8 protein-coding genes are annotated in these 6,310 nt (G+C 63.8%); 4 read left to right on the top strand and 4 right to left on the bottom strand.

From position 1 onward, the window contains the following. A partial coding sequence (locus VMR03_RS16105) for a sulfatase-like hydrolase/transferase (RefSeq protein WP_325407008.1) occupies positions 1 to 792 on the bottom strand: 792 nt, incomplete at its 3' end. A gap of 46 nt (positions 793 to 838) precedes the next feature. Further along, positions 839 to 1,756: a LysR family transcriptional regulator gene (locus VMR03_RS16100; protein WP_325407006.1), complete on the bottom strand. Its 918-nt coding sequence runs from the start codon at positions 1,754 to 1,756 to the stop codon at positions 839 to 841. A 222-nt stretch (positions 1,757 to 1,978) separates the two neighbouring features. On the opposite strand from VMR03_RS16100, the gene VMR03_RS16095 reads away from it, so the two are divergent. Together VMR03_RS16095 and coaA are read left to right on the top strand one after the other, a co-directional pair. Next, on the top strand, positions 1,979 to 2,311 hold the full coding sequence (locus VMR03_RS16095; RefSeq protein ID WP_325407004.1) for a phosphoribosyl-ATP diphosphatase: 333 nt from the start codon (positions 1,979 to 1,981) through the stop codon (positions 2,309 to 2,311). Then, positions 2,308 to 3,264, top strand: a complete 957-nt coding sequence (gene coaA, locus VMR03_RS16090) for a type I pantothenate kinase (protein ID WP_325407002.1) — start codon at positions 2,308 to 2,310, stop codon at positions 3,262 to 3,264. Before VMR03_RS16095 ends, coaA begins: the two co-directional genes overlap by 4 nt. 125 nt (positions 3,265 to 3,389) lie before the next feature. Here the strand turns inward: coaA and VMR03_RS16085 are convergent, their stop codons facing one another. Further along, positions 3,390 to 4,382, bottom strand: a complete 993-nt coding sequence (locus tag VMR03_RS16085) for an adenosine kinase (RefSeq protein WP_325407000.1) — start codon at positions 4,380 to 4,382, stop codon at positions 3,390 to 3,392. 122 nt (positions 4,383 to 4,504) lie between these two features. Here VMR03_RS16085 and VMR03_RS16080 point away from each other — a divergent pair, with 122 nt between their 5' ends. Both VMR03_RS16080 and VMR03_RS16075 read left to right on the top strand, forming a co-directional pair. Further along, positions 4,505 to 5,164 carry a sulfate transporter family protein gene (locus VMR03_RS16080; protein WP_325406998.1) on the top strand — a complete coding sequence of 220 codons (660 nt, stop codon included), beginning with the start codon at positions 4,505 to 4,507 and terminating at the stop codon, positions 5,162 to 5,164. Then, positions 5,161 to 5,571: a hypothetical protein gene (locus VMR03_RS16075; protein ID WP_325406996.1), complete on the top strand. Its 411-nt coding sequence runs from the start codon at positions 5,161 to 5,163 to the stop codon at positions 5,569 to 5,571. Before VMR03_RS16080 ends, VMR03_RS16075 begins: the two co-directional genes overlap by 4 nt. Positions 5,572 to 5,578: 7 nt before the next feature. Here VMR03_RS16075 and nth read toward each other — a convergent pair whose 3' ends face one another. Continuing rightward, on the bottom strand, positions 5,579 to 6,298 hold the full coding sequence (gene nth / locus VMR03_RS16070; RefSeq protein WP_414693193.1) for an endonuclease III: 720 nt from the start codon (positions 6,296 to 6,298) through the stop codon (positions 5,579 to 5,581). Between the last annotated feature and the right edge of the window lie 12 nt (positions 6,299 to 6,310).

Raw genomic sequence — 6,310 nt, 5'->3', positions numbered from 1 at the left:
GTCGGCCTCGCTGATCATGCCGTAATACTGCGCCCTCACCCGAGCCATTTCCTGCGGATCGGCGGGAGCAGCCAGCTTCGGATGCCTCATCAGGCTGTCATGCAGCCAATGCCGCGTTTCGGATGCGGCGATGGGCGCGGGAATTTGCGCCGGGTCGTAGGCTGTTGCAAAGCGGCCGGCGGCGGCGAAGGGCTCGTGCGGGCGAAACTGACTGAGATGGGCGAACCAGGGGCCGTCCCGGGTCTCCAGCCATTCGAGAAAACGATCGGTCAGAAACGCGGAAAGACTGAAGCGCTCGTCGCGCTCGCTCTCCGTGGCGATGGCCGCCAGGGCATCGTCCGGCACGGAGAAGCCCTGGCTCCGCAACCATGCAATCCAGGTGTCGGGCCTACCCGGACGCAATGCGAAGGCTTCGGCGAATCCCGGAAGCACTTCGTCGTAATGGCTCAGACGCGGGTCGTCGGGCCCGCTTGCATCCCGGGGGTCGATGCTTTGATCGGTGTAGCCGAAGAGCTGCGGCTCAAAGCCGGCGCGGCGGGCAGCCCTGGCGATACTGTCGAACCGCCGGTCGAGCGGCGTCCCGTTTGCCACCACGCGGTGGTTCATCTGGTAGAGGCCGGTATAGAGGCTCGCCCGGCCGGGGCTACAGGGCGCGGCCTGGCTGTAATGCCGCGCGAGGCGAACACCCTCCCTGGCCAGCCGATCCAGATTGGGCGTGCGCACAAGGGGGTGGCCTGCGGAGGAAAGACAGTCGCCGCGAAACTGGTCGAGAGTGATGAAAAGGACGTTCATTACTCTCGTATATCATCTATAGATGATACTTCAACGACAGTTATAACTAATCTGATGTCGCCAGTTCGATGAACGCGGCGATGGAGGGCAATAAGAGGTTGTCCGGCAATGTCGCCAGATAAAATCCGGCGCGCGGGGCGGCTCCGGCAATGTCGATGGCCCGCACGCGACGGTCGTTCCCGGCTTCGCCGCGAAAGAGGAGCGCAACGCCGAGACCCGCGGCGACCGCCTCCACCACGGCGGCATTGCCGGTGACAGTCAGCGCAGGACCCCGCCAATTGCCAAATGAGGAGAGCGTCGCTTCGGTCAGCGCGCGGGTCACGGAGCCCGGCTCGCGGAAAACCAGCGGCTCTTCGGCAAGGCGGTCAAGAGGCACCTTGTCGCCGAACCGGCCGTCTTCGAGCCGGACGATCAGCTGGAGATCGAGATCAGCCAGCAGATGACAGGCGAGTTGCCGGTCGGGCTCCAGCAGGGAAAACATCGCCAGATCGATACGGCAGTCCAGCAGATCCCGGCGTAGTTGCTCGGAATTACCGCTGCGGGTCAGCAACTCGATGCCCTGATAGGTGTTGCGAAACCGACCGAGCAAAGGGACCGGGATCTGAGGGCTTGAAAAGCCGACGGCAAGACGCCCCTGGTGCAGCGTCCGAAAATCGTGGGAGACGCTTTCGATCTCGGCGATCTTTGCCAGCGCGATTCTGGCGCGCACGAAAACTTCGCGACCCGCGTCGGTCAACGACAGGGCCGGTCCGCGGCGGTTGATCAACCGGATGCCCAGCGCCTGCTCCAGCACGCTCACCTGGTTGGAAATGTTCGGCTGGGATACGCCGAGCTCCTGCGCCGCTTTGGAGAAGCTGCCATGCTCGAAGGCCTCCACGAATGCACGCAAGACGCCGATGGTGACCGCGCCCTCCCGTCGCGCCGAGGGTCGCAATGAGGTGTCTGGCGATACTGCGCGCGGCATGAGCCTTCCTGATCTGGGTGTTGTCTTTCAGCCGAATCGCGCCGCCGTCTTGGTGTGGCGCGGACCGGATGAACCAGCCTATGCCCGATCGCCATTCTTGGCGACCGGCAAGCGCCGCGCTTTCGCCGATAGCGCCCCCCCGGCAAATCTGCTAGGGAAAGCCGCCGTGCCGGGCCGCAAGCCGCCCGGAACGGCGCCTGTTCTCCTTGCAGGGGGTGCCTCATGGCAGCCGATGCCCGCCAGCTCGATGCGCTTTTCGAGACCATCATCTCCCGGAAAGCGGGTGACCCTGCGTCGTCCTACACCGCGAAGCTGGTCGCCGGCGGCGCGCCTCTTTGCGCGCGCAAGCTCGGCGAGGAGGCGGTCGAAACGATCGTCGCCGCGCTCTCGGGCGACCGGCAGTCCCTCGTCTCCGAATCCGCCGATCTCCTCTATCACTGGCTGGTCCTGCTCGCCGAACGCGGCATCGAGCCCGCCGCCGTCTATGCCGAGCTGGAGCGCCGCGAAGGCCGCTCCGGCATCGACGAGAAGGCCTCGCGTGGAGCCGGACAATGAGCGATACGATCGAGCGCGCGCATCTTTCGCCTTATCGCCACTTTACGGCGGCCGAATGGGGCGAACTGCGCAAGGATACGCCGCTCCCCTTGTCGGAAGCCGAACTCGAAGAGCTGAAGGGCTTTGGCGAGCGCATCTCGCTCGATGAAGTCAGCGAGATTTATCTGCCGCTCTCGCGCCTGCTCAATCTCTACGTGTTGGAGACGCAGGAGCTTTACCGCGTCACCTCCGATTTTCTCGGCCGCGCCCAGGCAAAGGTCCCCTATATCATCGGCGTCGCGGGTTCGGTCGCGGTCGGTAAGAGCACCACGGCGCGCATCCTGCGCACGCTGCTCGCCCGCTGGCCGAACCATCCGAAGGTCGATCTCATCACGACCGACGGCTTTCTTTTCCCGAACCGGATTCTCGAAGAGCGCGACCTGATGGGCCGCAAGGGCTTTCCCGAAAGCTTCGACGTGCGCCGCCTGATCCAGTTTCTTTCGGATGTGAAGGCCGGTTCGCGCAACGTCGAGGCGCCGGTCTATTCGCATTTCACCTACGACATCGTGCCGGACGACAAGATCGTCGTCGATCAGCCGGACATCCTCGTCGTCGAGGGGCTCAACGTCTTCCAGCCCTGGAAGCCCGCCGAAGGCGAGGAACCGCAGCCCTTCGTGTCCGACTTCTTCGACTTCTCGATTTATCTCGATGCGGATGAAGAGGCGATCCGCCGCTGGTATATCGAGCGTTTTCTCAGCCTGCGCTCGACCTCCTTCAGCGACCCCAAGGCCTATTTCCATCGCTATGCGAAGCTCTCCGACGACGAGGCGGTGCGCACGGCGGATTCGATCTGGACCTCGATCAACCTCGCCAACCTGCGCAAAAACATCCTGCCGACGCGCCAGCGCGCCCAGCTCATCCTGCGCAAGGGCGACGACCATCGCATCCGCGACGTGGCGCTCAGGAAGCTCTAGCGTGTTTTCGATCTAATCAGGATCGTCATTGCGAGCCCTGCAGGGGCGTGGCAATCCAGCTCGCCGTGAAGAAAGACTGGATTGCTTCGCTTCGTCGCTGTCGCTCCTCGCAATGACGGGAGGCGTCAGAGCCCCTTTTCCTTCGCAAGCTTTGCCAGCGAGACCTGCGGCCGCGGGCCGTAATGCGAGATGACCTCGGCCGCCGCCATTGCGCCGAGACGCGCCGAATGGACCGGCGAATAGCCGTGCGACAGGCCGTAGAGAAATCCCGCCGCGAAGAGGTCGCCGGCGCCGGTCGTGTCGATGACCTTCGCCACCTTGTCGGCGTCGACGACATGCACCTCGCCTTCGGCGACGATGACGGCCCCGGCCTCCGATCGCGTCAGTGCCGCGAATTTGCAATCCTTCTTCACCTGCGCAAGCGCCTCGTCGAAGAGATCGACTTCATAGAGCGACAGAATCTCGGCCTCGTTGGCGAAGAGAAGATCGACCTCGTCCTTCACCAGTGTGCGGAATTCGTCGCGATAGCGCGCGACGCAGAAGGAATCCGACAGCGTCAGCGAAACGATGCGTCCGGCGTCGCGCGCGATCTTCGCGGCTTTGAGGAATGCTTCCTTCGCGCCGGGGCGGTCCCAGAGATAGCCCTCCATATAGGTCGCGAAGGAGGCCTTGATGATGTCGGCGTCGATGTCGTCCGCCGTCAGGTTCTGCGCGGCCCCCAGATAAGTGTTCATGCTGCGCTGCGCGTCGGGCGTGACGAGGATTAGGCAGCGCCCGGTCGGCGGTCCGTCTTCGGCCAGCGGCGCCGGGAAATGGACGCCGAGCGATTTGATGTCGTGCTCGAAGACCTGACCCAGCTGATCCTTCTTCACCTTGCCGAAAAAGGCGCCCTTGCCGCCGAGCGAGGCAAGCCCCGCGATCGTGTTGGCGCAGGAGCCGCCCGACATTTCGATCGCCTGCCCCATGCGGCCGTATAGTTCGTCGGCGCGATCCGTGTCGATCAGCGTCATCGAGCCCTTTTCGATTCCGTTGGCGACAAGGAAATGGTCGTCCGCATCGGCGATCACATCGACAAGCGCGTTGCCGATGCCGGCGACGTCATATTTCAGTTCGGTCATGGTCCTCATCGCCGATAAAGAAGAAGGGAAGGCGGGCGGCAGTATAGGGAGCCCGGCCGATTGGACAAAGCGATCCGAGCCTTTAAGCTCCCGCAAAAGCCGCCGAAACCGAGGCAAGTTCAATGCTGTCCGACGCGCTGCGCGCCTTGAGCGAAACCTTCTCCCGCCCTCTCCGCCGCGTGCTCTGGCTGTCGCTGGCGTTGACGATCGTCGTTCTCGCTCTGTTCGGCGCCGGGCTCCAATGGGCGCTCGATGCGCTGCCGAGTTTCGACACGCCCTGGCTCGACGTGACGCTCGAATGGATCGCGCGCTTCATCGGCGTCGTCGTGCTGATCCCGCTCGTCCATCCCGTGGTTTCGCTGGTCGCGAGCTTTTTTCTCGAAAGCATCGCCGCGAAGATCGAGGCGCAGGACTATCCCGCCGATCCGCCCGGCCGCGACCAGCCTGTACTGCAATCGCTCTGGGTCGCGATCCGCTTTACCGTCGTGCTGATCGTCGTCAACGTCATCGCGCTGCCCTTCTATCTGGTGCCCGGCATCAATCTCGCCCTTTTCTGGATCGTGAACGGCTATCTCCTCGGCCGCGAATATTTCGAGCTCGTCGCGCTCCGGCATCTGACGCCTGATGCGGCGCTCACCCTGCGCAATCGTCACCGGGCGCGCACCTTCATCGCCGGAATTGTCATCGCGGCCTTCGCCACGGTCCCCTTCCTCAACCTTCTCACGCCGCTTTTTGCCACCGTCTTCATGGTCCACACCTCGAAAAGGATCGGCCGCGCATGATGCCTGTTCTGCGTTTCGCGTTTTTCGGCGCGGTTGCCCTTGGGCTTTCTGCCTGCGCCTCGGGCGGAGGGTCTTCCGGTGTCGGCATGTCGAACCGCGACCTCGCATCGGTCGAGCCGTCGAGGGAAATCGGCGGCGGTCCGTTGACGCCGCAGGCCCTGCTTGGCGTCGCGCCCGAAGCGCTCTCGGCCCGTCTCGGCGAACCGGCTTTCAAACGCGCGGAACCGCAGGCCCAGGTCTGGCAATATGGCGGCGAAGGCTGTTCGCTCTTCATCTATTTCTACAAGACCGATGCCGGCGCGCTCGCCTCGTCCTTTGTCGACGCGCGCAAGACGCTGGGCGGTCCTGCCGATCCGGCGGCCTGTCTCGCCGAAGTGGTCGCGAAGAAATCGCCGCCCGTCTCGTGATCTCGCCTCAGGTCGCCGTCGTCTTCGCCTTGAACTTGCAGAGGTCGCGCACGATACATTGCGGGCAAAGGGGTTTCCGCGCCACGCAGGTGTAGCGGCCATGAAGGATCAGCCAGTGATGCGCGTGCATCATGTAGGCCTGCGGCACGACCTTCAGCAGCACCTGTTCGACTTCGAGGGGCGTCTTGCCGGGTGCAAGGCCCGTGCGGTTGCCGATGCGGAAAATATGCGTGTCGACCGCGATGGTCGGTTCGCCGAAGACGATGTTGAGAACCACATTGGCCGTCTTGCGTCCGACGCCGGGTAGCGCTTCAAGCGCCGCGCGATCATGCGGCACCTCGCCGCCATGCTTCGCGACGAGGAGATGCGAGAGCGCGATGACGTTCTTCGCCTTGCCGCGATAGAGCCCGATCGTCTTGATGTGCTGGACGAGCCCAGCCTCGCCGAGCTTCAGCATCTTCTGGGGCGTATCGACCGTCTTGAAAAGTTTCTCAGTCGCCTTGTTGACCCCCTTGTCGGTCGCCTGCGCCGACAGCACCACGGCGACCAGCAGCGTATAGGGGTTCTTGTATTCGAGCTCGGTCTTGGGCTCCGGCAGCGCCTTCGACAGGCGCGCGAAGAACTCCTCGATCTCGGCTTTTTTCATCTTCGTCGCGGTGGGCATGGAGGGTGTCCGGAACGGAGCGGCTGACGCGGCTAAAATGCGCGGGGTTGGCGCGATCCGCAAGCCATGGACGGA

Source organism: Parvibaculum sp., assembly GCF_035511255.1.
GTDB lineage: Bacteria > Pseudomonadota > Alphaproteobacteria > Parvibaculales > Parvibaculaceae > Parvibaculum.
This window is presented reverse-complemented; position numbering and strand designations above follow the sequence as displayed.